The organism is Burkholderia sp. RS01 (assembly GCF_039748055.1).
GTDB lineage: Bacteria > Actinomycetota > Actinomycetes > Actinomycetales > Micrococcaceae > Arthrobacter.
In genome coordinates this window covers 74602-99567 of sequence record NZ_JBDLAK010000019.1, presented here as the reverse complement: position 1 = coordinate 99567, position 24966 = coordinate 74602, and the positions used below count along the sequence as shown (strand labels likewise).

Annotated in this window: 23 protein-coding genes; 10 read left to right on the top strand and 13 right to left on the bottom strand. The window is 68.0% G+C overall.

Annotation, left to right across the window (positions count from 1 at the left end):
* The first annotated feature begins 40 nt into the window (after positions 1 to 40).
* The 4 genes from ABFP37_RS17135 (at position 41) to ABFP37_RS17120 (ending at position 4828) form a co-directional block, all read left to right on the top strand.
* Positions 41 to 1333, top strand: a complete 1293-nt coding sequence (locus ABFP37_RS17135) for a sugar ABC transporter substrate-binding protein (protein ID WP_347034288.1) — start codon at positions 41 to 43, stop codon at positions 1331 to 1333.
* Between the two features lie 84 nt (positions 1334 to 1417).
* Positions 1418 to 2374 (top strand): sugar ABC transporter permease, encoded by a 957-nt coding sequence (locus ABFP37_RS17130; protein ID WP_347034287.1) that lies wholly within the window; start codon positions 1418 to 1420, stop codon positions 2372 to 2374.
* A 1-nt stretch (position 2375) separates the two neighbouring features.
* Positions 2376 to 3254, top strand: a complete 879-nt coding sequence (locus ABFP37_RS17125) for a carbohydrate ABC transporter permease (protein WP_347034286.1) — start codon at positions 2376 to 2378, stop codon at positions 3252 to 3254.
* 26 nt (positions 3255 to 3280) lie between these two features.
* Positions 3281 to 4828, top strand: a complete 1548-nt coding sequence (locus ABFP37_RS17120) for a glycoside hydrolase family 32 protein (protein WP_347034285.1) — start codon at positions 3281 to 3283, stop codon at positions 4826 to 4828.
* 304 nt (positions 4829 to 5132) lie between these two features.
* On the opposite strand, the gene ABFP37_RS17115 is transcribed toward ABFP37_RS17120, so the two are convergent.
* Positions 5133 to 5648, bottom strand: coding sequence for a hypothetical protein (locus ABFP37_RS17115; protein ID WP_078027016.1), 516 nt, complete (start codon positions 5646 to 5648; stop codon positions 5133 to 5135).
* A 189-nt stretch (positions 5649 to 5837) separates the two neighbouring features.
* On the opposite strand from ABFP37_RS17115, the gene ABFP37_RS17110 reads away from it, so the two are divergent.
* Positions 5838 to 6338, top strand: a complete 501-nt coding sequence (locus tag ABFP37_RS17110; RefSeq protein ID WP_078027100.1) for a sigma-70 family RNA polymerase sigma factor — start codon at positions 5838 to 5840, stop codon at positions 6336 to 6338.
* A complete protein-coding gene (locus ABFP37_RS17105; RefSeq protein ID WP_078027017.1) occupies positions 6335 to 7021 on the top strand; it encodes a zf-HC2 domain-containing protein in 687 nt (228 codons plus the stop codon). The genes ABFP37_RS17110 and ABFP37_RS17105 overlap by 4 nt, the downstream gene beginning before the upstream one ends.
* 10 nt (positions 7022 to 7031) lie before the next feature.
* Here ABFP37_RS17105 and ABFP37_RS17100 read toward each other — a convergent pair whose 3' ends face one another.
* Entirely contained in the window at positions 7032 to 7883 is an 852-nt protein-coding gene (locus ABFP37_RS17100) for a DUF1206 domain-containing protein (RefSeq protein ID WP_347034284.1), read from the bottom strand.
* A 106-nt stretch (positions 7884 to 7989) separates the two neighbouring features.
* The gene (trmB, locus tag ABFP37_RS17095) at positions 7990 to 8937 is read right to left on the bottom strand and encodes a tRNA (guanosine(46)-N7)-methyltransferase TrmB (RefSeq protein ID WP_078027019.1); all 948 of its coding nucleotides are present in this window, start codon (positions 8935 to 8937) and stop codon (positions 7990 to 7992) included.
* Between the two features lie 187 nt (positions 8938 to 9124).
* Between trmB and ABFP37_RS17090 the strand changes: the two genes are divergently transcribed.
* Both ABFP37_RS17090 and ABFP37_RS17085 read left to right on the top strand, forming a co-directional pair.
* Positions 9125 to 10372 carry an NAD(P)/FAD-dependent oxidoreductase gene (locus ABFP37_RS17090; protein ID WP_347034283.1) on the top strand — a complete coding sequence of 416 codons (1248 nt, stop codon included), beginning with the start codon at positions 9125 to 9127 and terminating at the stop codon, positions 10370 to 10372.
* A 69-nt stretch (positions 10373 to 10441) separates the two neighbouring features.
* Positions 10442 to 11752 carry an MFS transporter gene (locus tag ABFP37_RS17085; protein WP_347034282.1) on the top strand — a complete coding sequence of 437 codons (1311 nt, stop codon included), beginning with the start codon at positions 10442 to 10444 and terminating at the stop codon, positions 11750 to 11752.
* A 143-nt stretch (positions 11753 to 11895) separates the two neighbouring features.
* Here the strand turns inward: ABFP37_RS17085 and ABFP37_RS17080 are convergent, their stop codons facing one another.
* Both ABFP37_RS17080 and ABFP37_RS17075 read right to left on the bottom strand, forming a co-directional pair.
* Complete coding sequence (locus ABFP37_RS17080; protein WP_347034281.1) at positions 11896 to 13185, bottom strand: MFS transporter; 1290 nt, start codon at positions 13183 to 13185, stop codon at positions 11896 to 11898.
* A gap of 24 nt (positions 13186 to 13209) precedes the next feature.
* Positions 13210 to 14472 (bottom strand): M20 family metallopeptidase, encoded by a 1263-nt coding sequence (locus ABFP37_RS17075; RefSeq protein ID WP_347034280.1) that lies wholly within the window; start codon positions 14470 to 14472, stop codon positions 13210 to 13212.
* Positions 14473 to 14605: 133 nt separating this feature from the next.
* On the opposite strand from ABFP37_RS17075, the gene ABFP37_RS17070 reads away from it, so the two are divergent.
* Positions 14606 to 15643, top strand: a complete 1038-nt coding sequence (locus ABFP37_RS17070) for an Lrp/AsnC family transcriptional regulator (protein WP_347034279.1) — start codon at positions 14606 to 14608, stop codon at positions 15641 to 15643.
* Positions 15644 to 15749: 106 nt separating this feature from the next.
* On the opposite strand, the gene soxR is transcribed toward ABFP37_RS17070, so the two are convergent.
* Complete coding sequence (gene soxR / locus ABFP37_RS17065; RefSeq protein WP_347034278.1) at positions 15750 to 16217, bottom strand: redox-sensitive transcriptional activator SoxR; 468 nt, start codon at positions 16215 to 16217, stop codon at positions 15750 to 15752.
* A 144-nt stretch (positions 16218 to 16361) separates the two neighbouring features.
* On the opposite strand from soxR, the gene ABFP37_RS17060 reads away from it, so the two are divergent.
* Positions 16362 to 17744 (top strand): MFS transporter, encoded by a 1383-nt coding sequence (locus tag ABFP37_RS17060; protein ID WP_347034277.1) that lies wholly within the window; start codon positions 16362 to 16364, stop codon positions 17742 to 17744.
* A 49-nt stretch (positions 17745 to 17793) separates the two neighbouring features.
* Here the strand turns inward: ABFP37_RS17060 and ABFP37_RS17055 are convergent, their stop codons facing one another.
* The 7 genes from ABFP37_RS17055 to cycA all read right to left on the bottom strand — a co-directional run bounded on the left by ABFP37_RS17055 (position 17794) and on the right by cycA (position 24568).
* Positions 17794 to 18390 (bottom strand): dihydrofolate reductase family protein, encoded by a 597-nt coding sequence (locus ABFP37_RS17055; RefSeq protein ID WP_347034276.1) that lies wholly within the window; start codon positions 18388 to 18390, stop codon positions 17794 to 17796.
* 42 nt (positions 18391 to 18432) lie between these two features.
* Positions 18433 to 19152, bottom strand: a complete 720-nt coding sequence (locus tag ABFP37_RS17050) for a class I SAM-dependent methyltransferase (protein WP_078027028.1) — start codon at positions 19150 to 19152, stop codon at positions 18433 to 18435.
* A 2-nt stretch (positions 19153 to 19154) separates the two neighbouring features.
* On the bottom strand, positions 19155 to 19550 hold the full coding sequence (locus ABFP37_RS17045) for a DUF1801 domain-containing protein (RefSeq protein ID WP_078027029.1): 396 nt from the start codon (positions 19548 to 19550) through the stop codon (positions 19155 to 19157).
* A gap of 99 nt (positions 19551 to 19649) precedes the next feature.
* Positions 19650 to 20012: a Rieske 2Fe-2S domain-containing protein gene (locus ABFP37_RS17040; RefSeq protein WP_347034275.1), complete on the bottom strand. Its 363-nt coding sequence runs from the start codon at positions 20010 to 20012 to the stop codon at positions 19650 to 19652.
* Complete coding sequence (gene nirB, locus ABFP37_RS17035; RefSeq protein WP_347034274.1) at positions 20009 to 22522, bottom strand: nitrite reductase large subunit NirB; 2514 nt, start codon at positions 22520 to 22522, stop codon at positions 20009 to 20011. Before nirB ends, ABFP37_RS17040 begins: the two co-directional genes overlap by 4 nt.
* Positions 22522 to 22869, bottom strand: a complete 348-nt coding sequence (locus ABFP37_RS17030) for a hypothetical protein (protein ID WP_347034273.1) — start codon at positions 22867 to 22869, stop codon at positions 22522 to 22524. The genes nirB and ABFP37_RS17030 overlap by 1 nt, the downstream gene beginning before the upstream one ends.
* Before the next feature lie 214 nt (positions 22870 to 23083).
* Positions 23084 to 24568: a D-serine/D-alanine/glycine transporter gene (gene cycA, locus ABFP37_RS17025; RefSeq protein WP_078027032.1), complete on the bottom strand. Its 1485-nt coding sequence runs from the start codon at positions 24566 to 24568 to the stop codon at positions 23084 to 23086.
* Between the last annotated feature and the right edge of the window lie 398 nt (positions 24569 to 24966).

The window sequence follows — 24966 nt, the reverse complement described above, 5'->3', positions numbered from 1 at the left end:
AATCATCCACGCGCAAAATCAGCAGAAAGACTGGACCATCATGAACAAGCGATTCACACGGATCCTGGCCACCAGCATAGCCGCGGCGGCACTCGTGGGCAGCCTCGGCGCCTGCGGCAAGGGCAGCGCCTCCGCCACGTCCGACGCCAGCGAGATCACCATGTGGACCCACAACGCGGGCAACCCGGAGGAACTCGCGGCCATCAAAGCCGTGGTGGATTCCTACAACAAGAGCGGCGCCGCCAAAGCGCAGATCAAGGTTCAGGCGTTCCCGCAGGAGTCCTACAACGACTCCGTGGTCTCCGCGGCGGCGGCCGGCAAGCTTCCGTGCATCGTGGACATCGACGGACCGAACGTGCCGAACTGGGCCTGGGCCAAGTACCTGACCCCGCTGAAGCTCTCGGCCGACCTGTCCAAGAACCTGCCCAGCACCGTGGCCAAGTGGGAAGGCGAAACGTACGCCGTGGGCTACTACGACGTCGCCCTCGCCATGATGGCCCGGGCCTCGGACCTGAAGGCGGCCGGCGTGCGCGTGGCAACGGTCGAGAAGCCGTGGACCAAGGAGGAGTTCCAGGATGCGCTGACCAAGCTCAAGGCGCTGGGCAAGTGGCAGTACCCGCTGGACATGGGCACCGCCGGCTCGGGGGAGTGGCTGCCGTACGGTTACTCGCCGTTCCTGCAGTCCTTCGGCGCGGACCTGATCAACCGCGACGGCTTCCAGTCGGCGGACGGAACGCTTAACGGCGATAAAGCCGTCGCGTGGGCCGAATGGTTCCGCGGCCTGGCGGACCAGGGCTTCATGGCCAAGAAGAGCGGCAAGGACTCCACCCAGGACTTCCTGAACAACAAGAGCGGCCTCCTGTACACCGGCTCGTGGGCGGCTGACAAGGCAAGGAAGGCCCTCGGCAAGGACCTCGTGGTCATGCCCACCGTGGACCTCGGCAACGGCCCGAAGATCGGCGGCGCCTCCTGGCAGTGGGGCGTGACCAGCGGCTGCAAGAACGCCGACGCCGCCATGGACTACCTTTCCTACTCCCTGAAGCCGGAAAACCTGGCCGCCGTGGCAAAGGCCACCGGAACCATCCCGGCCACCGACGCAGCCGCGGCGCTGCTCCCGGCGTTCGCCGAAGGCGGCGCCAACCGGATCTTCATGGAATTCTCCCGCAACTACGCGGTCATGCGGCCGGAAACGCCCGCCTATCCGTTCATCGCCACCGAGTACGGCAAGGCGGTCCAGGACATCCTGGCCGGTGCCGACCCCAAGACCGTGCTGGACAAGGCGGTCAAGGCGATTGACGCCAACATCAAGTCCAACGGCGGCTACAAGAGCTAGCCAGCCGCCCCAACGGCACGACGACGGCGGACGGCAACTGCCGCCGTCGTCGTGCCCCGGCACTGACTGTCAACGGAGACTCCCATGACAACCACCCAGCTTCCCTCCCGACGCCCCGCTGTTCCGGCGACGTCCGCATCCCCCGCCGCCCCGCGCCACCGGCGCCATGGCTATCTGCGCGAACAGCTCAGCGGCTGGGGCATGATCGCGCCGGCCGCCGTCCTGCTCCTCGCCTTCGTGTTTCTCCCCGCCATCCTCGGCTTCGGCCTGGCGTTCACCAATGCCCGCCTCATTTCCCCGCGGCCCGTGGAGTTCGTCGGCACGGACAACTTCGCCCGGCTCTTCGCCGATCCCACGTTCTGGCGCGCGCTCCTGAACGTCAGCTACTTCGCCGTCGTGGTGGTGCCCGTCCAGTCTGCCCTCGCGCTGGCCATGGCGCTGCTCATCAACAAGAAGTTCCGCGGCGTGAACTTCTTCCGCACCGTCTACTTCCTGCCCGTGGTCACGTCCATGGTGGTGGTGTCGCTGCTGTGGCTGTTCATGTACCGCAAGGACGGGCTGATCAACGAGCTGCTGTCCACCTTCAGCTTCGGACTGATCCCGGGCGCTGACTGGCTCAACGATCCCGCCACCGCCATGCCGGCCATCATCGCGCTGTCCATCTGGCAGGCCGCCGGGTTCCACATGATCATCTGGCTCGCCGGGCTGCAGAGCATCTCCGGTGAACTGTACGAGGCCGCCCAGCTGGACGGCGCCAGCCGCTGGCACCAGTTCCGCTACGTGACCTGGCCTGGCCTCAAGCACACCCGGAGCCTGGTCCTGGTGACCATCACCATCCAGGCGCTCGGACTCTTCGACCAGGTCAGCGTGATGACCCAGGGCGGACCGCTCGACTCCACCACCACCATCATCTACGAGGCGGTGCGCTCCGGCTTCAAGCAGCAGGAGACCTCGTACGCCTCGGCCATTTCCCTTGTTTTCTTTGTCCTCGTGCTGCTGATCTCCGCGGTGCAGCGCTACCTGACCCGAGAGAAGGACTGACGTGAAAAACGCACTTCGACTCAGCTCGTTCGGCACCATGCTGGTGCGCATCGTGTTCGCCGCCGTCGCCGCGTTCCCCATCGTCTTCATGCTGGTGTCCTCGCTCAAGCCGGACCAGCAGATCTTCGGTGACATGTCCTCCGTCTCGGCGTTCCTGCCGATCGGCAACATCTCGCTGGACAACTACACCGCGGTGTTCGACCGCGTCCCGGCAGCCCGCTTCCTGATCAACTCCATCGGCGTCTCTGCCGTCACCGTGGTGCTCGGAATCTTCATCAACAGCCTGTGCGCCTTCGGCCTGTCCCGCATGGAGGTCCGCGGCAAGCGCGTCGTGTTCACGGCCATCCTGGCCACGCTGATTGTGCCGTTCCAGACGCTGGCCCTCCCCTTGGTCTGGTGGGTGAACCAGCTGCCGTACTTCGAGCTCAACGGGTTCAGCCTGGAGGTTTCGAAGGGCTGGCTGGACACCTACCAGGTCCAGATCATCCCGTTCATTGCGAACGCGTTCTCCATCTACCTCTACCACCAGTACTTCGAGTCCATCCCGAAGGAACTCGACGAGGCCGCCAGGATCGACGGCGCCGGCTGGTTCAAGATCTACCGCCAGGTGGTCATGCCGCTCGCCGGCCCCGCCACCGCCACCGTGGCCATCCTGACGTTCCTGCCTGCCTGGAACTCCTACCTCTGGCCGCTCATGGTGGTCCAGTCCGAGGAACTGCGCCCGGTGATGATCGGCATCCAGTACTTCTTCCAGCTCAACGTCTCCTGGGGCGAAGTGATGGCCTACGCGTCCCTGATTACGGTGCCCGTGGTGATCCTGTTCATCGCGTTCCAGCGCTCCTTCATCAACAGCATCGCCTCCAGCGGTGTCAAAGGCTGATTCCGTTTCTAGTTCGAAAGCGAACCATGACTTCCCTGAACACCACCGCCGAGATCGACTGCCGGTACCGGCCCAAATGGCACTACGCCGCGGAACGCAACTGGCTGAACGATCCCAACGGCCTCGTGTACTCCAACGGCGTGTACCACCTCTTCTACCAGCACAACCCGCATGCCGACGTCTGGGGCAACATGTCCTGGGGCCACGCGACCTCGGCCGATCTGCTGCACTGGGACGAACAGCCCGTCGCCATCCCCTGCGACGAGCAGGAGGCCATCTTCTCCGGCTCCGCCGTGGTGGATGTCCGCAACACCAGCGGGTTCGGTGTGGAGGGAGTGCCGCCGCTCGTGGCCATCTACACCAGCGCCTATTCGCCAGCCTCCCCGCTCGCGGGCCGGCAGGCGCAGTCCCTCGCCTACAGCACGGACGACGGCGCCACCTGGACGAAGTTCGCGGGCAACCCGGTGCTGGACCGGGAGTCCGCGGACTTCCGGGACCCGAAGGTCTTCTGGTACGACGGCGCGGCCGGTGGCTACTGGGTGATGGTCGCCGTCGAGGCACTCAAGCATGAAGTGGTCCTCTACAAGTCCCCGGACCTGAAGTCCTGGGAGTACCTCAGCACCTTCGGCCCGGCAAACGCCACCGACGGCGTCTGGGAGTGCCCGGATCTGTTCGAACTGCCCGTGGACGGCGACGCGCAGAACACCCGGTGGGTGCTGGTGGTCAACCTGAGCCCCGGCGGAATCGCCGGCGGTTCAGGCGGCCAGTACTTCATCGGAACGTTCGACGGCGTGGCGTTCCGTTCCGAAACCACCGTCACCGAAGGCCCGCAGGCCGGCGACAGCCGGATGGCCGACTACGGCTGGCTGGACTGGGGCCGGGACTACTACGCGGCCGTGTCCTTCAGCAACGTCCCCGGCGGCCGCCGCCTCATGATCGGCTGGATGAACAACTGGCAGTACGCCGCCGCCACGCCGTCGGACGGCTGGCGCAGCGCGATGTCACTGGTCCGGGAGGTACGGCTGGAAACCCGCGGCGGGCGTCCGGTGCTTGTGCAGGAGGCCCTGGATCCGCTGGCGGACGCCGGCACGGAGCTGCTCGCCGTGGACGGGCAGGAACTGGCCGACGGCGTCACCTGGCTTCCGGCTGCCGCCGCCGGGGACGTGCTGCGGATCGACGCCGAATTCCGGCCCGGCGCTGCCGGCAGGGTGGGCCTCGTGCTCCGCGCGGACCGGGATGCTGTAGGCGGGTTTGCCAGCGGCTCTGCCGGCGCGTCCGAACGGACCGTGCTGGCCTATGATGCGGCGTCGGGCGAACTCAGCCTGGACCGGACGGCGTCGGGCAATGTCGGCTTCCACGAGTCCTTCCCGTCAGTGGACCGGGTGGCCGTTCCCCTGCTTGACGGCCGGCTTCGGCTCCGGGTGTTCCTGGACCGCTGTTCGGTGGAGGTCTTCGCCCAGGACGGCCTGGCCACCATCACGGACCAGGTGTTCCCCGGCGATTCAAGCACGGCCGTCGGACTGCTGGCAGAGGGCGGCGCCGGCACCCTGGTGAGCCTCACCGTCACCGGCTAGGTGGCCCCGATCCGCGCACCACATAGCAACGCGGGGTCACTTACGGCCGCATGGGCACGCCCGATTGGGCCGTAAGTGACCCCGCGTTGCGGTACCCTGACCTACTCGAGACGACCCTGGATTTGCACGCCCCGGTGGGCTGCGGCCCATGCCAGGAGGGTGTTGGCTATGGGCCGCAGGTGCGGATGATCCTCATACTGGCCATCGATGAGTTCGTCGGCGTCGCGCATGCAGGCGCGGAGCTCGGCGTCGCTGGTAGTGCCGGCGCCTGCAGGCAGGCGCCGGCGGCCAGGATTGCTGGCTGTTACTTCATCATGGTGCCGTCGGGCGCCACCAGGTACCAGACGTTGCCCACGCCCTGGCCCGTGACGTCACCGGGGGCCTTGTCCTTCTGCCAAAGGTAGACCGGCATGCCATCGACGGTCACCTGCTTCTTGCCGTCGGCCGTGGTGATGGTTCCGACCTTGCCGGTCACGCCTTCAACCTTCGGGGTGTCGTTGGTGGTGATGACCGGCGGCCACTTGACCAGGCAGTCACCGGTGCAGTTGCTCTTTCCGGAGTCCTTTACGTCCTTGGTGAAGTAGTAGACGCTCATGCCCTTGCCGTCAACCACAATGTTGCCTGCGCTGGACGATGCCGTCTTAAGGTCCACCGTGGCCGAATCGCTGGACGTGGCCGACTCGCTGGCACTGGTGGCGGGTGAAGCGGTTGTGGTCGCCGGGGCGGCCGTGGTGGGTGAGGTGCCGGATCCGCCGCCACAGGCGGTCAGCGATGCGGCAAGGGCCAGAACTGCGAGGCCAACGCTCAGTTGCTTGTTCATGTGCTGCTCCTTGGCTCAGGCCGGCAGACTGGGAACCGGCGCTATCTGGAATGACGCACAAAGGTGAAGAATGGTTCAAAGGATTTGCGACTGTCTGAAATGAACTTTTCAGCGGCCGCCGACGTCGTATTTGCCAGGAACACCGGTTCGCGCGAACCGGCTTCATCGTGTCGCTGCAGGGAGGTCGTCATGCCACTGGATGAGGACGTGGTGGCCGCGATCTACCGTGAGCACGGAACAGCCCTGCGCCGATTCGTGCTCAGCGCCTCCCGCGATCCGCACCTGGCTGATGACATCGTGCAGGAAACGGTCCTGCGCGTCTGGCAGCAGGCGCCCAAGATCACGGGCAGCATGCGCAGCTACCTGTTCCGGACCGCCCGGAACGTCATGATCGACAACTACCGGAGATCCCAGCGCAGGCCGCAGGAGGCGGATGACCGGGACCTGGCGGACCCGGCGGAGGTCACCGGCCGGGTCGATGAGCTGTTGAACAGGGTGCTGATGGAGGAGGCGCTGCTCCGGTTGAGTGCGGAGCACCGCGATGTGCTGGTGGCGCTGCACTACCGGCGTTTCACGGTGAGCGAGGCCGCAGTCCAGCTCAACATTCCGAGCGGCACGGTTAAATCGAGGGCCTTCTATGCGGTGAAGGCCCTGCGGACAATTCTTGATGAAATGGGTGTGGAACGGTGAACGGCAAGGAACTCCATGAGTTGCTGGGGGCATACCTGCTGGGAGGACTGGATAACGCGGACAAGACGCGCTTCGAGGACCATCTCCAGCAATGCGGCCTGTGCCGCCGCGAACTGGCGGATCTGAAAAGCCTTCCCGGGCTGCTGGCCGCCGTGCCGGTGCCCGACGCCGTGGCGCTCGCCGTCCCTGCGTACCGGGGGCCCGGCTCGACCCCCGGTACCGGGGAACCGGCGGCCAGCGTTCCGCAGCCCGTCTTCGACGAACTGGCCGCCCGACGTCGGACTTCCCGACGGCGGATCGCGGCCCTGATCGGCGGGGTCGCTGCCGCCTGCCTTGCCCTGGGCTTCGCGGCCGCGCCGCTTCTGGACCCGGCGAAGAAACTGGACGCGAGCTATTCCGTGCAGGCGGACACCGGCATCCAGGTCACCGTGGGCATGGTGAAGAAGACGTGGGGCACTGAGTTGGACGTGGACGGACGGAGGCTGCCGCAGGACGGAAAGCTGTCGCTCTGGGTGAAGGACCGCACCGGGGCCGAGGACCGCGCCTGCGCCTGGATGGCGACACCCAGCGGCCGGGTCAAGGTCACGAGTGCCACGCCTGTTCAGTACACGAGCATCGCCAGCGTGGAGCTACGGAACGACCGGCAGCAGACCATAGCCGTCGTGGCCGTGCCGGGTGGCTGAGCGGGCCTGACTACATCCGTGCCAGTTTCGCCCGCACCACCATGTACACGCCGTAGCAGATGAGTCCGACGCCGACGGCGGCCAGGACATAGATTCCGAACGGCTGCTCACGCAGCGCCTTGAGCCCGCCGTCGAGTCCCGTCGATTCCTCCGGATGTGCCGTGACGGAGGCGATGACCACCAGCAGGCCGGTCACGAAGAGGGCCACGCCCTTGGCCACATACCCGGCGACGCCCAGCGCGGTCACGGCCGTCCGTGCGTTGGCCGAGCCGGGCATGTTGATGTGCTTCTCAAAGGACTTCTTGAACCCACGGATCGCGTAGATGATCCCTGTGATGGCCACGGCCGCTCCGATCAGCACCAGGAGCAGGACGCCGCCCGGCGCTTTCAGCAGGGTGACGGTCATGTCGCTGGCGGACTCCCTGTTGTCCTGGCCTGCGCCGCGTGCGTAGGCTGCCATAGTGAAGGCGAGGCCGGCGTAAACAGCGGCCTGCAGCGCGGCCTTGAGTTTCTTGGCCGTTTTGTCCTTTGCCGGCAGGTGCTCGAAGTCGAAAACGGCGTCACTGGTCTGCCACAGGGCCAGGGCCACGCACGCCGCGAAGCTGCCCCAGAGAAGCACAGGCCCGAAAGGCTGGCTGGCCAGCTGCCCGACTGCGCCGCTGACATCGGCCCGGCCGCCCTTTCCGGTGGCCAGTCCGATGGCGATCGTTCCGATCAGGAAATGCAGGACGCCGCTGACGGCAAATCCTGCCCTGGCCAGCATCTCGAGCGCGGGCGAATTCGTGGCATCCTCGGCCTTGTCCGCTGCGCTTCTCAGTTCTCGTTTGATGATCGTTCCTTTGCGCCGGCACGCTCCGTGCATCTCCCGCGGCTACCCGCCACACGTTTATCGTGCCACGGGACCGGGTTCCGGAACAGACGTCAGAGCGAGCAACTGCGGCAGGCTCCTGACCGGGTTGCCGGCCCGGCTAGAGCCGCCGGTAGCAGAGGTCGAAGATCAACCGTCCGGCCTCGTGCGCCTTGCTCTCGAAGCTGGTGCGGATGCGGCCCTCGAACCGCGGCGCCCACCCGCCGGTTTCGTCAATGCCCTCGTTGGGGCCGGTGTGCTCCGTGCTCACCGGGGCGCGGCCTTCCTTCACCGGTGCCCCGCCCACGAGCGATTCGACGCCGCTCTGCCAGACGTGGGTGAGGGGGCTCTCCGGACCGCGGCGCTCGCCGTCGTGCAGGTTCTCAAAGGCGGCGGAGCCGGCGAGGACGTCGCGGACGTGCACCGCATAGTTGGACCAGTCCGTGGCGATCCGCCAGAGGCCGCCCGGCTTGATCGCCCTTGCGGCGAGGTCGGCGAACTCGGGCTGGATGAGCCGGCGCTTGTGGTGCCGGGACTTGTGCCAGGGATCGGGGAAGAAGATCCACAGTTCGCTGACGGATCCCGGCGGCAGCATGGTGGCCAGGACCTCAGGGGCGTTGGCCTCCACGACCCGGACGTTGGTGAGTCCGCGGCTGTTGATCTTGATCATCGTGTTGGCCAGCCCGGGCGTGTAGACCTCAACGGCCAGGAAATCCTGCTCCGGGTTCTGCTCGGCGGCGTGGCAGATGGCGTCCCCAAGGCCCGAGCCGATCTCGACGATCAGCGGCGCCGTGCGGCCGAACTCGGCCTCGGCGTCGAACGTGTAGTCCGGGTGCACGGACGTGTTCGCAACGTGCCGCGGAACGTCCACCGCCCAGCGGTCCGAGTGCGCCTCCCAAGCAGCCTGGCGGCGTCCCTGGAGCCGGGTTCCGCGGCGCACAAAGCTGACCGGCCGCCCGCCGTAGGTGCCGAAGGATGCCTGGCTGCCGGGGGTGACGGGCCGGGGCTGGTTCGGGTTTGCGGGCTGCTGGTTTTCGGGCGGCTGGGGGGATTCCGGGGATTCACTCATCCCCTCCAGAATACCGGGACGGGCGGCGTCCAAATGGCGGTTCCCCGCCCAACCCTGCAAGCGTAAAGTGTTGCTATCCCAGCGGCCGGCCGCTCACCGGCCCACGCTTATGGCTGTCCGTGTCCGGAGACCAGCAGTCCCGTCAGGCAGCCGACCATTCCATATCACCGGGCCTTCAGGACATGCCATGGAATCATCAACGCCCGAGCCAGGGACAAAGGAAAATGCCGGAACCATCGCGATCCTGGGGGGAGGTCCGTCCGGGCTGGTGCTCGCGATTGCGCTGGCCCGCCGCGGACTCAGCTCAACAGTTTTCGAGCGTGACGTCCATCCCGACGCCGCCCCGCGCTTCAACCCGGACCGTTCCTACACCATCGACATCTCCGGGCACGGGCTGAAGGCACTGCGGCACATTGATGCCTGCGGCGAGTTCGACGACAGAATGATCAGGTTCAAGGGCCTCAAGATCCCTGGCAGGGGAACGGAGGAATGGACCCTCCCCGGATGGACCGGATCGCGGGGCGACATTCTCCGCGCACTCATGGCCGTCCTCGAAAAATACGGTGACCTGGTGACCACGGAGTTCGAGACGCGCGTGGAAAGCGCGGACCCGTCATCCGGATCCCTGACGGTGGCAGCCAAGTCCGAGCTCCCGACGACGAGGACGTTTGACCTCATCGTCGGCGCTGACGGGGCCGGTTCCACAATCCGCGCGGCCCTCCAGGAGCAGATCGCCGGGTTCACCGTCACGGCCAAATCCTTCCCCAACTACTGCACCATGATCGAACTCGACAAGGTGGGAAACCGCCTGGACGAGAACTACCTGCACGGTCTGTCGACGCGCCCCTTCTGCGTTGCCGGAGCCATCAAGGGTGACGAAGGGTCCCCTTCCGCCAGATGGTTCTGCGCCGTCGGGACGAAGAAGGAAATCAAATTCTCCTCGGCCGACGAAGCCCGGCGCTTCCTGCGGGAACGCTGCCCGCGCGTTCTCGAGTTCGCCGGTGACGGGCAGGTCGAGGCCTTCGCGCAGCGGACGTGCTATCACATCGGACGCAGCCTGAACTGCTCGCAGTTCCACGGCGGCAAAGCCGTGCTGATCGGCGACGCGGCGGCCCCCTACCCGCCCATCGGACAGGGCGTGAACGGCGCCATGGAGTCGGCCATGACGCTCGATCAGTGCATCAGCGCCGCGGGGAGCACTCCGGACCAGTTGCCCGTCGCGGCGGCAAGATACACCGCCGTGTGGAAACCGGAAGCGGACGCGGTGTCGTGGATCAGTGAACGGAGCCTGTTTGAAAACCGTTTCCACACGGTCCGTGCCCTCGCGACGTCGATGGTGGGCCTGAGCATCTTCGCGCAAGCCAAGAGCGCGGAAGTTCCCTACTCGGAGGTCAGGCGCAAGGCCGAACGGCTCTGGCCGCTCTGGGCACGGTGACGCGCCGCGGAGGGGAAAGCAGCAGGCCGGTGGCCCGGGGCTGCGCGGCGTCCTGCCAGAATGGGCACTGTGACGCCTACTGAAAATCCGCGGTCCGCCAGCACGCCCCGCACGGAAGCCCCGTCTGTCTCGGCCCCGTCGCTGTCCGCCCTTGTAGACGCCGAGATCGACGACGTTCCGGCGGCCGGGCCCACCCGCGTCGGCAGCCGCCGAGCGCTGGTGTACCTCGGACTGTGCCTGGTGCTGATCGGGCTGAACCTGCGGACGGTGTTCTCCAGCTTTTCGGCCGTGCTTCCGGAGGTGACGGCCGACGTCGGCCTGCCGGGCTGGGCGGTGGTGGTGCTCACCACCGTGCCGGTGACACTGCTGGGAGTGTTCGCGCCGCTCGCCCCGGTCCTGGCGCGCCGGTTCGGCGCCGAGCGCGTGCTGTTCGGCGCGATGGCTGTCCTGACCGCCGGCCTCCTCCTCCGCCCCACGGACGTCCCCGGCGCCGGCCATCTGCCGGCCCTGCTCGCCGGAACGGCAGCGTGCGGCGCGGCGATCGCGCTCTGCAACGTGCTGCTGCCCGGGCTCGTGAAACGCGACTTTCCGCACCGGCTGGGACTGATGGGCGGCCTGTACACCACCGCCATTTGCGCCTCCGCAGCCCTGGGCGCCGGGTTCACCTACCCCATCTTCACCGCGACGGGGCACTGGGTTTCGGCGCTGTGGTTCTGGGCGGCGCCGGCCGCCGTCGTGCTGTTGCTGTTCCTCCCGGTTGCCGCGCGGCAGCGGCACGGGCGGCACCAGGCCGTCCGGGACGGCGTGAACGTGTGGCGTTCCGCCGTTGCCTGGCAGGTCACGATTTTCATGGTGCTGCAGGCCATGATGTCCTTCAGCGTTTTTGCCTGGCTGGCGCCGATCCTGCGCGAGCGCGGCGTGGACGGCGGCACGGCCGGCCTGATCGTGTCGGCGTCGATCGTGCTGCAGATGCTCGGCTCGCTCTTCGCCCCCGCCCTCGCCGCGCGGTTCCGGGACCAGCGGGCGATCAACACGGTGGTGGCGCTTATGACCGGTGGCGGCTTCGCGCTGAGCATCTTCGGCCCGCCGGAGCTGATCTGGCTGTGGACCGGGCTGCTGGGACTGGGGCAGGGCAGCCTCACGGCCGTAGCCCTGACCATGATCATGCTCCGCACCCGCGACGGCCACACCGCCGCCCACCTCTCCGGCATGATGCAGGGCGTGGGCTACGGGCTGGGCTCCACCGGAACGCTCATGGTGGGCCAGCTGCACCAGGCCACGGGATCGTTTGCGGCCGCCGGGGTGCTGTTCCTGGGGGTGGGCGCGCTGGCCGCGGTCTTCGGGTACCGCGCGGGCCGGAACCGCTACATCGGCGGCTGACTGCACGCCGCGCCCCTCCACCAACGCGTTGAGCTATCAGTTGTTGCTGTTTTGAGCCTCCAGAACCGCAACAACTGATAGCTCAACCGGGCCGGAACCGGGCCGGAACCGGGCCGGAACCGGGCCGGGCCGGACGGGACGGGTCAGCGCGTCAGGTCCTTGCCCTTGGTCTCGGGAATGGTGAAGATGAACACCGCGCTCACGGCCAGCAGCGCCACCGCGTACACGTTGAACAGGTTGGGCAGCTGGAGTGTGGTGCCGAGCCACTGCTGCAGGTACGGAGCGGTCCCGCCGAACAGCGCCACGCAGATGGAATACGGCACGCCCACGCCCACGGTCCGGATGCTCGTGGGGAACAGCTCCGCGTAGACGGCGGGCACAATGGCGGCGCTCGCGGCGATGAAGATGAGCATCACGGACATGCTCACCGCCAGCTGCCAGGCAGAGTCCTTCAGCAGCCAGGTCATGGGGAAGTGCATGACGGCGGCTCCGATGGCCCCGGCCCACAGCACCTTCTTGCGGCCGATCCGGTCTGAGAGCTTGCCCCAGAACGGCAAGGCGGCAATGAACACGATGTTGCCGATGACGCCGGCCCACAGTGCTTCTCCGCGGTCAATCTTCAACGCGGTTGTGGCATAGCTGGGGGCCACCACGCCCCAGATGTAATAGATCACGGTGAGGCCAACCGTCAGGCCGATCACCTGCAGGGCCTGCTTGCGGTATCGGACAATCTGCGGCCAGATGGGCGCGCGCTTCTCCGTGGCGGTCTCCCCCTCGAAGACGTCCGTCTCGTGCAGCTTCGAGCGCATGATCAGCGCGTACAGGCCCATCGCGGCGCCGATCAGGAATGGGATCCGCCAGCCCCAGGCGTTCATGACCTCGGTGCTCAGCGCCATGTTCAGGACGGCGCCCAGCAGCGTGCCGAACAGGATGCCCACGGTGCCGGACGTGTAGATCAGCGTGGCCCAGAATCCGCGGTGCTCCTTGGGCGCCATCTCCGAGAGATAGGTCTGCGACGACGGCAGCTCACCGCCGTGGGCCAGGCCCTGCACCAGCCGGGCCACCAGCAGCATGAGCGACGCCCACGCGCCGACCGCGGCGAACGTCGGCGCGACGCCGATCATCAGGCTTCCCAGCGAGGCGAGCCCGACGGCGAGCGTCATGGAGGCCTTGCGGCCCACCCTGTCGCCGATCCAGCCGAAGAGGAACCCGCCGAACGGGCGGGCCACGAAGCCGACGGCGAAAATCGCCAGGGTGGACAGCACGGCTGATGCGGGATCCGACTTGCTGAAGAGCTGGCTGGCGATGAAGGGCGTGAAGGTCGCGTAGATGGCCCAGTCGTACCACTCGACGGCGTTGCCGATGCCGGTGCCGACGATGGTCTTCGCGGTGGACATCCGGTCCGCGCGCTGCGGGTTGATGATGGCGGTCATGGATTTCTCCCTGTGGTGGGTGGGCTAGGAAGCGGCGGTTGCAGTGGATGCGGGGGCCTGGGCGGCCAGTGATGCCAGGCGCGAGATGGCGAGTTCCGCATAGAGAGCGGCCCCGTCAGCCAGCACGCCGTCGTCGAACGTTGCGTACGGTGAGTGGTTGAAAGGCGAGGTGGCGTGGTCTGTGCCGGGAGGCACAGCGCTCAGGCCGATGAACGTGCCCGGCACCTCGGCGAGAACGCGGGAGAAGTCCTCCGAGCCGCCCAGCGGGGTGGCCCACCGCGACAGCCTCGATTCGCCGAAGAGCCTGGCGATGACGGTTTCCGCCGTGTGCGTCTCGGCCTCGTCCGTGATGGTGAGCGGATACTCCTGCTGGTAGTCCACGTGGACGTCGAGGCCGTGCGCGGCCGCGATTCCCTGGAGCAGCCGGGGCACGGAGTCCATCATCCGCTGCCGGGATTCGTCGGAGAAGGTCCGGATGGTGGCCTCGATGCGGGCGGTCTCCGGGATGACGTTGCGCTTGGTGCCGGCCTGCAGCACGCCCACGGACAGGACCACGGGATCAAACATGTTGAACTGGCGGGTGACCATGACCTGCAGGGCGGTCACCATTTCCGCGGCCGCGGTGACGGGGTCCTTGGCCGCGTGCGGGGTGGAGCCGTGGCCGCCGGCGCCCAGCACCGTGACAACCAGGCCGTCCGAGGCGCTGAGCATGACGCCCGGCTTGGTGCAGAACGTGCCGTGCGGCTCAAGGGAGGAAAACACGTGCATGCCGTAGGCGGCGTCCACGCGCCGGCCGGAGGCATCCAGCACGCCTTCCCGGATCATGTAGCTGGCGCCGTCGAAGCCCTCCTCGCCCGGCTGGAACATCAGCACCACGTCGCCGGCCAGCCGGTGCCGGCGTTCCGCGAGAAGCGTAGCCGCGCCGGCGAGCATGGACGTGTGGAGGTCGTGGCCGCACGCGTGCATGGCGCCGTCGACCGTGGAGGTGTAGTCCACGCCTGTCTTCTCCTGGACGGGCAGCCCGTCCATGTCGGCGCGGAGGAGCACCGCCGGGGCGCTGCCCGGCGTCACGTTCGCGGCGCCGCCCGTCGCCCCGCCGCGCAGGACGGCGGTGACCGACGTCGTGTCCTTGCCCAGCGTGATTTCGTACGGCAGGCCGTCCAGGGCCTGCAGGACCTTTTCCTGGGTCCGCGGCAAGTGGAGGCCGATCTCCGGCCCCCGGTGCAGGTCGTGGCGGAGCCGGGCAATATCGCCCTGCATCTCCCGGGCGTCTGCGGCAATCGGCACGTGTACTCCTCGTCTGTGGTTCCGGCGTTGTGGGTCTATTCTGAAGTGGCCTACTTCACAGGCCGCCAAAGTGCTGGAAAAATGCACTTAGGGTGCTGAATACGCAGGATTCGCGCAGAACGGAGGGATCGCCGTGGAACTCAGCGAGGAGGACCTTGCGCTCATCCATGCCCTGCAGATCGCACCGCGGGTGAGCTGGGCCGACGCCGCCGAGATCCTAGGCGTCCACGCCACCACGCTCGCGGCCCGGTGGGAGCGGCTGCGGGCGGCCGGCGCCTCCTGGATCACGGCGCACCTGATCGGTGACCCGAAACAGATGTGCCTCGCGTTCGTGGCCGTGGACTGCGAGATGAACCGCCGGGAGGACGTCACGGCCCGGCTCGCCGCGATGCCGGAGATCGTCACGGTGGAAGAGGCCGCAAGCAACCGGGACCTCATGCTGACCGTCATCACGGGATCGCTGGAGGAGTTCAGCACCAACGTGGTCTCCCGGCTGAAGGACATTGACGGCCTGCTCAAATACCAGACGTCACTGTGCACGAGGCTGCACACCGGCGGTGATTCCTGGCGGCTGAACGTGCTGAGCCGTGTGCAGCAGGCATCCTTCAGGGCACTCGCGAAACCCGGGCCCGCGGAGCCCGAGCGTCCCGACGCCGTGCAGGCGCCGCTGCCCGCGAGCCACCTGGCCCTGCTGCCGTTCCTCGCCAAGGACGGGCGTGCGACGGCGGCCGACATCGCTCGTGCGCTCGGCCGCAGCCCGGCAACGGTCCAGCGGCAGCTGAACCGCGTGCTGGCCAGCGGGATCCTGTCCATGCGGTGCGAGATTGCGCAAAGGTATTCGGCCTTTCCCGTGACGTGCCAGTGGTTCGTCAACGTCCCGGCCGGGCAGCACGAAGCCGCCGCGGCCGCCCTCCGGACCATTCGGAACGTGCGGCTGAGCGCCTCAACCACGGGGCCCACGAACTTCGTGATCATCATGTGGCTCCAGACCCTGGCCGACGTGATGGATGCCGAACTTGCCCTGCAGCAGAAGGTCCCCGGCATCGAACTGGTCGAAAGCGTCGTCATGCTGACAACCGTCAAGCGGGTGGGCTGGATCCTGAACCCGGACTCAACGGCGAGCGGCGCCGTCGTCGTTGCTGCCGGATCCGCCCAGCTGGGTAGCAGCTGACGCGCTTCTCAGCGCTGGGAACCGCGTGTGCTGCTACCTACTTGGGAGGGGGCGTGGGGCGTGCGGCGGCCGCGGCGGTGCCGGGGCGTGCGGCCGGGGCGTGGGGTCAGGTGCCGGGGTCGGGTTCCCAGCGGCGCGGGCCGGAACCCCCGGTGCCGAGTTCATCGGCCGGATTCTGCAGCCGGCAGGCCTTGAGGCTGAGGCAGCCGCAGCCGATGCACCCGTCCAGGTCTTGCCGCAGGTGGTGCAGGGCCTCGATGCGGGCGTCCAGTTCAGAGCGCCACAGCCTCGAGAGCCTGGACCAGTCGCGCTTGTTGGGAGTGCGGCCCTCCGGCAGCGAATCCAATGCCGTGCGGATGTCCTTGAGCGGAATTCCCACGCGCTGCGAGACGCGGATGAACGCCACACGGCGCAGCACGTCCCGGCCGTAGCGGCGCTGGTTGCCCGGGGTACGTTCCGAGGTGATGAGCCCGTTGCGTTCGTAGAAATGAAGGGCCGACGGCGCCACGCCGCTTCGCGCTGACAGCTCGCCGATGGTCAGGGCCGGGTGCGTTGCGCCCGCCTCGTGTGGCATGCTGTCCCCCTAGCTCCAGCGACGGCGCCGGCCGGTACCGTCGCCTACCGTGACCGCCCGCCCGTGACCAGCCCTATGACCGCCCGCCCCTCCTCGAGGCGCAGCCTTGACCTCAACCTTAGTTGAGGTTTTACGGTTGCTTCCATGACTACCGATCAGGCCGCCGTGCACGAATCCGCTCCGCCGCTTCCCGCCCCGCCAACCGCCGGGATCCTCCAGCGCCCCTACCTCCTGGTGACCGTTGGCGCGTGCGCGCTGGTGTTCCTGGCGGCTTTTGAATCCCTTGCCGTGACCACCATCATGCCGGTGGTGAGCCGCGAGCTCGGCGGAGCCGCCCTGTACGCGCTCGCCTTCGCCGGCCCGCTGGCCACCGGCGTGATCGGCATGGTGGGCGCCGGGAACTGGTCCGACCGCCGCGGTCCCGTGGCGCCGCTGTATGTCTCGGTTGCCGTCTTTGCCCTGGGCCTGCTGGTGGCGGGCACGGCCGGAAGCATGGCCGTCCTGGTGGCGGGTCGCCTGGTCCAGGGGCTGGGCGGCGGCGCCATGACCGTGGCCCTGTACGTGGTGGTGGCCCGCGCCTATCCTGCCGTCCTGCACGCTAAGATCTTCGCCGCCTTCTCCGCCGCTTGGGTCGTCCCGTCCCTCGTGGGCTCGTTCGCCGCCGGGCTCGTGGCGCAGCTGGCGAGCTGGCACTGGGTGTTCCTCGGCGTCGTGGTGCTTGTGCTGCCGGCGCTGGCCATGCTGGTTCCGGCGCTGCGCAGGGTCCGGTCCGGCCCCGAGGACCGGCCGGCACCGTGGGCCATCGGGCGGCTGGCCTGGGCTGCGCTCGCCGCGCTGGCGGTGCTGGGCCTGAACCTGTCCTCCGGGATACCGGTGGCCGGCCCGCTCGTGGCGGGGGCCGCCGTCGTGGTTGCGCTGCTGGCCGTCAGGCCGCTGGTGCCGCGGGGGACCCTGACCGCCCGCCGCGGGCTGCCCAGCGTGATCCTCACCCGCGGGCTCGCGTCCGCCGCCTTCTTCGGGGCCGAGGTCTACCTGCCCTACCTGCTCGTGGAACGCTACGCTTTCTCGCCCACGTTCGCCGGCCTCACCCTGACCGGCGGCGCGCTCGCCTGGGCCGCGGCCTCCGGGATCCAGGGGCGCCTCGGCGGGCGGCTGGGCAGTCCCGTCGCGGTCCGGATCGGCGCGCTGCTGGTGTTCGCCGCGATCGTCCTGGCCCTGGTGACCACAGCCTTCGCCTGGCCGGCCGCCGTCGCGATCTTCGGCTGGATACTCGCCGGCGGCGGCATGGGACTGATGTACCCGCGGCTGAGCGTCATGACCCTCGCCCTCTCCACGCCGGACACGGAAGGCTTCAACAGCTCGGCGATGTCCATCTCCGATTCCCTCGGCGGGGCCCTTGCGCTCGCCACCACCGGGATCGTGTTCACCGCGCTGACGACAACGGCGGCCTCCTTCGCCGGGGTCTTCGCCCTGACGGCGGTGATCGCCGCAGCCGGGGTCGCCATCGCGCCGCGGGTTGCGGACTGAGGCTCGGGCCGGGGACCGGCGCCGGCGTTTGCGGGCTGGCGCCGGCGTTTCAGAGGCGCGGCAGGACCCTGTAGTAGAGGTGGGTGACGGCGTCGCCCTGGATCACCCTGGTCTGCTCCAGTTGCACCGGCGCCGCGGCGAGGTTGTCGAAAAAGCGGATCCCCTCGCCCAGCAGCCAGGGCGCCAGGTTGACCCGGATCTCGTCCACGAGCCCGGCGTCGATGGCCTGCCGGATGACGTCGGGACCGGCCAGGCCCACATCCTTGTCGCCGGCGAGCGCCGTCGCGGCCTTGACCGCGTCGGCGAACCCGGTGGTGACGAACGTGTACGGGATTCCCTCGCGGGGCCAGCCGTCCGGAACGGAGTGGCTGAGCACCACGATGGGGCAGCTGATGGGGTGCTGCCCGTCCCAGCCGTGCGTGATGTCGAAAATCCTGCGGCCCACCAGCAGGGCGCCCGCGGTGGACATGGTGCGGCGCAGGTGCTCTGCGCTCGCCTCCGTGACGTGCCAGGTCATGTCCGGCCGGGCGGTGGGCACGGCCACCGGCCCGTTGCTGTACCAGTCGAAGAGGCCGTTCACGGAGTCGTCCGGGAGGGCGATGTAGCCGTCCAGGGACATCGTCATTTCAGCGACAAGCCTTGCCATGGATCCACACTCCTAGCGTCGGCATTTAGGGGAGATCGGCTTTTAGTCGGCGGCCTTCAGCCGGGTGGCGCGGAGGACGGCGTCGGCGAGGATGGCCACCTGCCCGTCGGGGCCGGTGGCTTCCCGTTCCCGGCTTTCCGCCACCTCCACGCTCCACTCAGGCGGCGCGATGCCGAGTTCGGCCACCAGCTGCTCAGCGGTGAAATACCTCTGCGTTCCCAGGTGGCTGTCGGTGTCGTGGCTGCCCGCTGCATGCCTGGCCCACGGCGGCAGGCCGTCCGGGTGGTGCCCCACCACAAGCAGCGTCCCGCCCGGCCGCACGGCGTCCGCGGCAATCCGGTGTGACCGCTGCCAGGGCATTTCCGTGGAGTGCAGGAATTGTGCGGAGACGAGGTCGAACCGCTCCTCGGGTACCCATGTTTCCAGGTTCCGCTGCAGCCACGTGACGCGGTGGCCGGACCTTGAGTCTGCCGCGTGGGCGGCCGCCCGTTCCAGCGCGACGGCGGACACATCCACCGCGGTCACCGTCCAGCCGTGCTCCGCGAGCCAGAGGGCGTCCGCGCCTTCGCCGCAGCCGACGTCCAGCGCGGTTCCGGGTGCGAGGCCGGCGGCTTCGGCGACGAGCTGCGGGTTGGGCCGGCCGCTCCACACCCGGGTCCGGCTCCGGTACATTTCGTCCCAAAGCTGCGCGGCGCTGTCGTGCCCTTCTTTGGCGCGGCCCGCTGCGGCCTGACCTTCGGGGGAGTGCTGGTGGTCGGTCATGGCTATTGGTCCTTCTTAATCCTGCGCCAGCCGCCGGCGCGGTTGGTGGCGATGATGGACCTGAACATGTCGGTCAGCGCCGGGGCGTTGATCGACTCGCCTTCGGAGAAGGCCACCGTGCGGCCCGTCTTGTTCTCGTGCCCTCCGGTGATGAGGTGCTCCGGGTCAGGGGTCAGCCCGCCGTCGTAGAGGAAAACGTTGACGTGGTCCTTGGCGGCGAGAAGCGCGCAGATGTTTCCCTGGAGCTCGAAGTAGGGCTGGCGGGTGCGCTTGATGGTTTCCGCCACCTCCGGATCGGCGGCGTGGACCAGCTCGCGGACCTCCCGGCACACGGCCTGCTGCCACTGGGGCAGCGCATCGATGTAGGCGTCCACACGCGGATCTGCGGTGTAGTCCATGGGGATACCCTGCCACAGAATCCCTGGCCCAACTAGGTCGCAGCACACGTCGTTTTCAGGGGCTGGAACGGCGCGAGCTGCTACCTAGTTGGGGGTGTATCAGGGCAGCTGCAGGACGATGTTCCGGTTCCCGTCCGCGAACACCGGATAGCTGCGCAGCGGGCCGGCGCCGGTGGTGGAGCATCCGGTATCCAGCTCAAAGGCGTGCTGGTGCAGCGGGCACATCACCACTGCCTGGTCGATGGTGCCGTCGGCGATCGGGCCGCCCTTGTGCGGACAGATGGCGGAGACGGCGCGGAGCGAACCGTCCCGGAGGCGGAACACCGCGATCTGCTCGCCCGCCACCCCAAACGCGCGGCCCTCGCCCACGGGAACCTGGTCCAGCGGGCCAAGGTGGTGCAGGCCGGCGCCCTGGCCGGCGCCCTGTCCGGCGCCCTGTCCGGGGCTCAGGTCGGTGCTCATCGGACCGGCACCTGGGGGAGGACCTCAAGGGGGAGCGAGGTGCGGAACTGGCCGGGCGTGAAGGGGTCGTCGCGTTCAGTCCACGGGTCAACGTAGGCGTCCACCGAGTCCTGCATGGCGGCGTCCAGCTGCGCGGCCAGGCCTTCCGCGTCGTCCACAATCACTGCCCGCAGGTGCTCGATCCCCACCCGCGGCACGAACGCGTAGGTCCGTTCCAGCCAGTTGGCGCGCTCGCGGTAGTACTGCATGAACCGGCCCGCCAGCAGCTTCACGGTCTCGGGGCCGTCCACCGTGGCCAGCAGGTCGCCCTTCCGGATGTGCGCGCCGGCCGCCCCGCCCACATAGATCTCCCAGCGGCCGCCGTCCACTGCCACCACCCCCACGTCCTTGACCAGCGACTCGGCGCAGTTCCGCGGGCAGCCGGACACGGCCAGCTTCAGCTTCGCCGGCGACTCGATGCCCTGGAAGCGCGACTCGATCTCGATGCCCAGCCTGGTGGAATCACCCGTGCCGAAGCGGCAGTACTCCTGCCCCACGCAGGTCTTCACCGTGCGGAAGCTCTTGCCGTACGCGTAGCCGGAGGGCATGTCGAGATCGGCCCAGACCTTCGGCAGGTTTTCCTTGGGAACACCCAGCAGGTCAATCCGCTGCCCGCCGGTCAGCTTCACCATGGGGATCTTGTACTTGTCCGCGACGTCGGCGATCCGGCGGAGCTGCTCCGGTGACGTCACGCCGCCCTTCATCTGCGGCACCACGGAGAACGTGCCGTCGCGCTGGATATTGGCGTGGACGCGGTCGTTGACGAACCGGGCGTCGCGCTCGTCAATGTACTCGCCGGCCCACATCATCTTGAGCAGCGAGGCCAGGCCCATCTTGGATTTCGCGTCCTCGGCGCCGCCCGGGGCCAGCGCGGCGAACACCGCGGACACGGACCGCAGCCCCCGCTCGCGGATGGCCGCCATCAGCGCGGCCTTCTCCAGCGGCACGCCCGGAACGTAGTACGCCGCCGCGGGCTCCTCCTCCACGGCGCCGTCGGCGGCCCACTCCACTACCTGCCGGACCAGCAGCTTGCACGAACCGCAGCCCTTGCCCGCCCGAGTGGCCTCCATGACTCCGCCCAGCGTGGTGCATCCACCGGCCACCGTATCCACCAGCGCCTGCTTGCTGACGCCGTTGCAGTTGCAGACCTGCGCGTCGCCGTCCAGTTCGGCCACTCCCGCTTCTTCGCCCGGGCCGCCGATGTCGAACAGCAGCGCAACGCGTTCATCGGGCAGCGGCAGGCCGCGGTCGAACGCCTGCGTCAGATATGCCACTTTGCGGCTGTCCCCGAGCAGCGTGGCGCCCACGATCTTGCTGTCCCGGATCACGATGGACTTGAAGACCCCGCGGCTCGGCTCCGAAAAGACCACGTGTTCATCGGTGTCCCGTTCGGGAGCCTGCAGCCCCATGGAGGCGACATCGACGCCGGCCACCTTGAGTTTGGTGGCGGTCCGGGAACCCAGGTAGGCCGCTTTCGGATTGGCGCCGGTGACGTGGTCGGCCAGCACGGCGGCCTGCTCCCACAGCGGCGCCACCAGGCCGTACACCTCGCCGCGGTGCTGAACACACTCTCCCACCGCGTAGATCTCGTCCTCGTCGGGCACGCGCATCTGGTCGTCCACCACGATGGCGCGCTCCACGGGCAGGCCGCTCGTGACGGCGACGTCCACGTTGGGCCGGATGCCGGCGGCCATCACCACCATGTCGCATTCGATGTCCGGCCTGTCCCGCAGCCGGACGCCGCGGACCTTGTCCGCGCCCAGCACGGCCGTGGTCCGGCTGCCCGTGTGGACCGTGATGCCGAGGGCTTCCACGCTGCGGCGCAGCACCGCCCCGCCGTCGGGCCCCATCTGCGCGTTCATCAGATGCCCGCCGGAGTGGACCACCTCGACGTCGATGCCGTGGCTTTGCAGCCCGCGCGCGGCCTCCAGTCCCAGGAGCCCGCCGCCGATCACCACGGCGCGGTGATTGTTGTCCTGCTGGGCGTACGACACCATGCCCGTGGTGTCGTCGATGGTGCGGAACGCGAAGATCCCGGGCAGCAGCCGCCCGCCCGGCGTGTACATGCCGTCCATGGGCGGCAGGTGCGAGCGGCTGCCGGTGGCGATGACCAGGACGTCGTACGGGGTGGCCCGGCCGTCGTCGGAAAACACCAGCTTGGCGAAACGGTCGATCCTGTCCACCCGGACGCCGGCGTGCAGCGTGATGTCGTTTGCCTGGTACCAGGCCAGCGAATTGAGAAAGATGTTGCCGGTGTCCTCCTCGCCGGAGAGGACGTGGCTGAGCATGATCCGGTTGTAGTTCCCGTAAGGCTCGTCACCGAACATGGTGATCCGGTACTGCACCGCCCCGCCGCGGGCCAGGATCTCCTCGACGGCGCGCGCGCCCGCCATGCCGTTACCGATCACCACCAGCCGACGGCGGGAATCAACGGTTTTGGTCCGGGAGGCCCGGCCGGCCAGCGCGGTCATCAGTGTTCCACCATGCCCATGTCAATCACCACGGCGCCGCTGACTCCGCTGTCCGCCAGGAGCCTGAGCTCGATCAGCGAACCGCCGTCGATGTCCTCCACCACCCGGAGCGGAACGTGGACGTCGCCCTTGGCCCCGATGGGGAAGTACCGCATGGGCACACCGTCCCGCATCAGCACCACTGTGACCAGCTCGGCGGAGGAGTTGCCGCCCCGGAAATACAGCGTCTGGTTGATCACGCCGTCGGGAACGTAGTGCGAGAGCTGGCTGTGGATGGGCACCGGCTTTTCCAGGCCGGCTCCGTCGAAGGGGAAGATGCCCTGGAGGAAGAGGTTCTTCAAGGTCACGGTCAGATCCTTTCGGCGGGGGATGCTGCACCGGTTGTCGGCCGGCCACGTGTCCATCCTTCGCCGCGGTTGTTACAGCGCCCGGCGGGCCATGTAATTTCCGTTTAACACCTTCCTCACCGTGGACGCGGACGCGGACGCGGACAACAACGAAGCCGCGCCGCGGAACACCGGAGTGTTCCGCCGCGCGGCTTGTGGTTTGGGTTTCTGGAAGCTAGGCCTTGGCCGCGGGCGACGCGGCGCGGGCGGTGGAGTCCGCCGTCCATTCCGCGATCCGGGCCTGCTGCAGGGGTGTCTGGCGGTTGAAGTACCAGGCCGCGCCCAACAGCAGGAACCACAGCGGGGCAACCACCAGGGCGAGCCGCGTGTCGTCAGCCTGGGCCAAGGCCACGAGCATGAACACGAAGAACGCCAGGACGACGTACGGCATGAAGGAACCGCCGGGCATCTTGAACGACGACGACGCGTGCAGTTCCGGGCGCCGGCGGCGGAACGCGATGTAACTGACCAGGATCATGGACCAGACGAACATGGTGAGGACGGACGCCACTGAGGTGACCACGGTGAAGGCGCCGATCACGGAGTCGCCCGCGTACAGCAGGACCAGCCCGGCCAGCAGGAAGATGCAGGAGAACAGGAGGGCGTTCTGCGGGACCTTGCGGACGCTCAGCTTGCCGAAGGATTTCGGGGCGTTGCCGTCCTGGGCCAGGCCGTAGACCATGCGCGAGGTTGAGTAGATGCCGGAGTTGGCGCTGGACGCGGCGGACGTCAGGACCACCAGGTTGATGACCACGGCGGCGATCCCCAGGCCGGCAAGGGTGAACATGCCGATGAACGGGCTGCTGGCGGGGTCGATGCTGCGCCAGGGGTTGACGGCCATGATGACCACGAGTGCGCCGACGTAGAAGAGCAGGACGCGGATGGGAATGGAGTTGATGGCCCGGGGGAGGTTCTTTTCGGGGTCCTTGGTTTCAGCTGCCGCCGTGCCGACCAGTTCGATGCCGGCAAAGGCGAAGATGGCGATCTGGAAGCCGAGGATGAAGCCGAACATCCCGTGCGGGAACATCCCGCCGTCGTTCCAGATGTTGGCAAGGCTGGCCACCGCGCCGCTGGGCGAGGTGAAGTGGGTGGCGATCATGATGACGCCGGTGGCGATCAGGGCGATGATCGCCACCACCTTGATGATCGCAAACCAGAACTCCGCTTCGCCGAAGGCCTTGACCGTGGGAAGGTTCAGCAGGATCAGGACCACTGGCGTAATCAGCGCGGGAATCCACAGGGGCGTGCCGGGGGCCAGCTTGTCGACGTAGCCGGCGATCGCCACGATGTCGGCCACGCCCGTCACCACCCAGAAGAACCAGTAGGACCAGCCCGTGAAGAATCCGGCCCAGGGACCCAGGAGGTCGCCCGCGAAATCGCTGAAGGACTTGTAGTTCAGGTTGGAGAGCAGGATCTCGCCCATGGCGCGCATGACGAAGAACAGCATGAAGCCGATGATCATGTACACGAAGATCACGGAAGGCCCGGCCAGGGAGATGGTCTTGCCGGAGCCCATGAAGAGCCCGGTGCCGATTGCGCCGCCGATGGCCAGGAGCTGGATGTGGCGGTTGCTCAGGGCCCGGGCGAGGTGCTCGCCCTTGCCGGCTGCGGCAGTTTCTGTGGGGGATTGAACGGGAACGGTGGTGGTGCGTTCAGACATTAAGTCTTCTTCCTTGTCACAGGTGCCGGCAATTGCACGAGGCGCACTGCCGGCCGCGTTGATCCGCCAACAATGTGACGGAACTAACAATTTGGGGATGGGTTAAGACTAGGGCGGGCGGACTGCCCCGCGGACTGTTATCCGGAGGCGCCGGCCGTCCGCACCATCCGCGCCATTGCCCGCGAAGTTCCCGGCGCTCCGGCGCGGGAAAGGGCATTCTCCCTGCGTAGGCGGGATGTGCGGACTGTGCCCAGGCGGGGCCGTGGCCGCCCGCCGGGATGCGGGCCGCCGCACGGGTGGTCGACATATGTTCAGCATGACAGCCTCAAATGTCGCCCGATGTCCGATGTAATGTTCGTCACAGTCCGGGGCGGCGGCTGGGCAGATGAAAGGAGCGG

Excerpts from the sequence above, each read along its gene's own strand:
- ABFP37_RS17135 (WP_347034288.1), top strand. The coding sequence starts at position 41 with ATGAACAAGCGATTCACACGGATCCTGGCCACCAGCATAGCCGCGGCG.
- ABFP37_RS17130 (WP_347034287.1), top strand. The coding sequence starts at position 1,418 with ATGACAACCACCCAGCTTCCCTCCCGACGCCCCGCTGTTCCGGCGACG.
- ABFP37_RS17120 (WP_347034285.1), top strand. The coding sequence starts at position 3,281 with ATGACTTCCCTGAACACCACCGCCGAGATCGACTGCCGGTACCGGCCC.
- ABFP37_RS17115 (WP_078027016.1), bottom strand. The coding sequence starts at position 5,648 with ATGAACAAGCAACTGAGCGTTGGCCTCGCAGTTCTGGCCCTTGCCGCA.
- ABFP37_RS17110 (WP_078027100.1), top strand. The coding sequence starts at position 5,838 with ATGCCACTGGATGAGGACGTGGTGGCCGCGATCTACCGTGAGCACGGA.
- ABFP37_RS17100 (WP_347034284.1), bottom strand. The coding sequence starts at position 7,883 with ATGCACGGAGCGTGCCGGCGCAAAGGAACGATCATCAAACGAGAACTG.
- trmB (WP_078027019.1), bottom strand. The coding sequence starts at position 8,937 with ATGAGTGAATCCCCGGAATCCCCCCAGCCGCCCGAAAACCAGCAGCCC.
- ABFP37_RS17090 (WP_347034283.1), top strand. The coding sequence starts at position 9,125 with ATGGAATCATCAACGCCCGAGCCAGGGACAAAGGAAAATGCCGGAACC.
- ABFP37_RS17080 (WP_347034281.1), bottom strand. The coding sequence starts at position 13,185 with ATGACCGCCATCATCAACCCGCAGCGCGCGGACCGGATGTCCACCGCG.
- soxR (WP_347034278.1), bottom strand. The coding sequence starts at position 16,217 with ATGCCACACGAGGCGGGCGCAACGCACCCGGCCCTGACCATCGGCGAG.
- ABFP37_RS17060 (WP_347034277.1), top strand. The coding sequence starts at position 16,362 with ATGACTACCGATCAGGCCGCCGTGCACGAATCCGCTCCGCCGCTTCCC.
- ABFP37_RS17055 (WP_347034276.1), bottom strand. The coding sequence starts at position 18,390 with ATGGCAAGGCTTGTCGCTGAAATGACGATGTCCCTGGACGGCTACATC.
- ABFP37_RS17050 (WP_078027028.1), bottom strand. The coding sequence starts at position 19,152 with ATGACCGACCACCAGCACTCCCCCGAAGGTCAGGCCGCAGCGGGCCGC.
- ABFP37_RS17045 (WP_078027029.1), bottom strand. The coding sequence starts at position 19,550 with ATGGACTACACCGCAGATCCGCGTGTGGACGCCTACATCGATGCGCTG.
- ABFP37_RS17040 (WP_347034275.1), bottom strand. The coding sequence starts at position 20,012 with ATGAGCACCGACCTGAGCCCCGGACAGGGCGCCGGACAGGGCGCCGGC.
- nirB (WP_347034274.1), bottom strand. The coding sequence starts at position 22,522 with ATGACCGCGCTGGCCGGCCGGGCCTCCCGGACCAAAACCGTTGATTCC.
- cycA (WP_078027032.1), bottom strand. The coding sequence starts at position 24,568 with ATGTCTGAACGCACCACCACCGTTCCCGTTCAATCCCCCACAGAAACT.